The 2,503-nt window shown below is 65.1% G+C and carries 3 protein-coding genes; all 3 read right to left on the reverse strand.

Annotated features, from left to right (window positions below; all coding sequences use genetic code 11):
• On the reverse strand, positions 1 to 493 hold a 493-nt coding region (locus tag WAW17_RS13325; protein ID WP_422333440.1), incomplete at its 3' end, for an ABC transporter permease subunit.
• Positions 483 to 1,397, reverse strand: a complete 915-nt coding sequence (locus WAW17_RS13330) for an ABC transporter ATP-binding protein (protein ID WP_422333441.1) — start codon at positions 1,395 to 1,397, stop codon at positions 483 to 485. The genes WAW17_RS13325 and WAW17_RS13330, both read right to left, overlap by 11 nt.
• Complete coding sequence (locus WAW17_RS13335) at positions 1,394 to 2,011, reverse strand: TetR/AcrR family transcriptional regulator (protein WP_422333442.1); 618 nt, start codon at positions 2,009 to 2,011, stop codon at positions 1,394 to 1,396. Before WAW17_RS13335 ends, WAW17_RS13330 begins: the two co-directional genes overlap by 4 nt.
• Positions 2,012 to 2,503 lie beyond the last annotated feature (492 nt).

The following is a 2,503-nucleotide window of genomic DNA, read 5'->3' on the forward strand; positions in this document are numbered from 1 at the left end:
GGAGCACACCGGCGGTGATGCCGGTGAGGTGGCCGAGGTCGACGGTCAGCTCGAAGCTGCGGCCCAGTGCGACGAAGAGCGCCGTGACCAGCGCCACGGGGACCGTCGTTACGCACAGCGCTACGAACTTCTCGGCCAGGATCCGGAGTCGCGAGACCGGCAGCGTGGCGATCACCCCGAGAGTGCCGTCCTCATCCTGCCCGGCTAGGCACGACGCCCCGTATCCGATGGCAAGCAGCAGCACCACCAAGGGCACGAAGTTGGCGTAGAGGTTCGCGTTCAGCCACCCGGACGAGGTGGTCAACGAGCCGCTGGCCCCGAATAGCGCGGCCATGGTGGAGTTGCCCTCGGTGAAGGCGTTCAGTCCGGAATCGTCCTTGAAGGTCGGATAGAGCGCGACGATGACGAAGGCGTACAACGCCACACCCACCGTGTATCCGATCAGCGAGCGCCGGCGCAGGCGCAGATCGAGCCGAGTCACCTCAGCGAACATGACCGACCTCCGATCCCGAATCGTTGCGGTAGTAGCTGAGGAACAACTCGTCGAGGTCAGCGCCGCGGGCGGTCATGTCCACGGGCTGAAGGTCGGCGGCCACCCGCAAAAGTGGGGCTATCGGTGCGGTGAGCGCCAGCGTGACCCGTCGGCCCGTGTTGTCGAGAACCCGGACGCCGTCGAGGCGGGCGAACGGCTCGCTGCCGACAGGGCGGTCGAAGTGGAGTTCCACGGTGCGCGGTGCGTTGCGGCGCAGGTGCTCGACCGTGTCGGTGACGGTCAGCCGCCCGTCCCTGATGATCGCCACCCGGTCGACGAGCCGTTGCACCTCGTCGAGTTCATGCGAGGACAGAAACACCGTCCGGCCCTGCGCTGCGGTCTCCCTCACCAAGCGCACGAACTCCTGCTGGAGCAGAGGATCGAGCCCGGACGTGGGTTCGTCCAGAATCAGCAGTTCCGGCTGGTGCATGAACGCGAGCACCAGACCGATCTTCTGCCGATTACCCTTAGACAGGGTGTGGGCCGGTGTGTCGAGTTCGGCACCGAAACGTTCCACCAGTTCGTCCCGGTACGACAGATCCACCAGTCCGCGGATCCGGGTGACCATGTCGAGATGTCGGCGGCCGGTCAGGCGCGGGTAGAGCGCGAACTCCCCGGGCAGATAACCGACGCGGCGGTGAATGGGCACAGCGTCGCGCACCGGATCGAGCCCGAACACCCTCATGGTGCCGGCGTCGGCCCGATACAGCCCGAGCAGTAGCCGGATCGTGGTCGACTTCCCAGCCCCATTAGGGCCGAGGAACCCGAACACTTCACCGGCATCGATTGTGAAATCGAGATCGATCACGCCGCGGCGGGATCCGAAGCTGCGGGTGAGGCCGGCGACGTCGACGACGGGTGTCATGGTTGTTCCTCCTCCCGCGCGAGCCGGAAAATCCCACGCGAGTAGGTATCCATCAAGGTCTGGGACCAGCGGTCCACCCCGGTCGGGCCGAGCGGGTCGACGCCGAGTACGGCCTGAACCTGGTCGCGAAGCAGTATCCCCGCGAGATCGTTGACCAGCAAGAATGCCGCCCGCACCGGAAGGTCGGCGGTGGGACGGGCGATCCCGGCAGCCTCGAGCGCGGTCAGCGTGTCGACGGTGGCGTCGAACAGTACCCGGAACAGCCTCTGTGCCGCCGCGCCGCCGTCGATCAGCAGCCGCCGCAGATAGCCGGGCAGCTGCGGGTCAGTTTCGAGCAGATCGGCCATCACTCCGGCCAGCGATGACGGTGTGCTGCCGGTTTCCGCGCCCGTCTCGAACTGATCGAGCAGGTCGATCATCGTGTTCGTCACCCGGGCATCGACGGCGGCCTTGAGCCCCTCCTTCGATCTGAAGTGGTGCATCACCAGCGACGACGACACTCCCGCGGCGGCAGCCACATCCCGGATGCTCACGCCGGCGACACCGCGGTCGGCGAACAGCCGCATCGCCTCCTCCCGAATGGTCGCCGACGCCCGCATGTCCACTGAACGCATGTGCATATTATGGAACACTTGTGCAGTAGCGGCAATCCGTATCGTCAGGCGTATGTGTCATCGCTGTTCGTGAAAACCGTGGATGGATCGAGAGGACCCACTGCCGGCATTCGTGCCCCAGGATGAATCCCGACCATCCCCTGCGGGGTTATCAGCCGATCCGGTTCGGCGTCCCATCGCTGAGAGCATGGGCGCGTCCAGGGCCATAGTGAGTGCAGTCGAGTGTTGACCTCGTGCAGCCGTCTTCTGAAACTGACACTGAGGCTCAGAAACGAACGAGTGCACGGTCAACCTCAACTGGTTCCACTGGCGCAGCAACAGATGATATGTCGCCAGGATCAGGCATGATCCTCGGCATGGAAATTCCCTCACCTCCGAGCAGCGACCGGGACGCTGCCATCACGGACCTGCTGGCATCTCTCCATGATGTTGGTGACCTTCCTGCTCAGTTGCCCGCGATATCAGGGCTATACGCGTGGTGGGCGTCCCCCG

This window comes from Rhodococcus sp. (in: high G+C Gram-positive bacteria), from assembly GCF_049286785.1.
Classification (GTDB): Bacteria; Actinomycetota; Actinomycetes; order Mycobacteriales; family Mycobacteriaceae; genus Rhodococcus_F.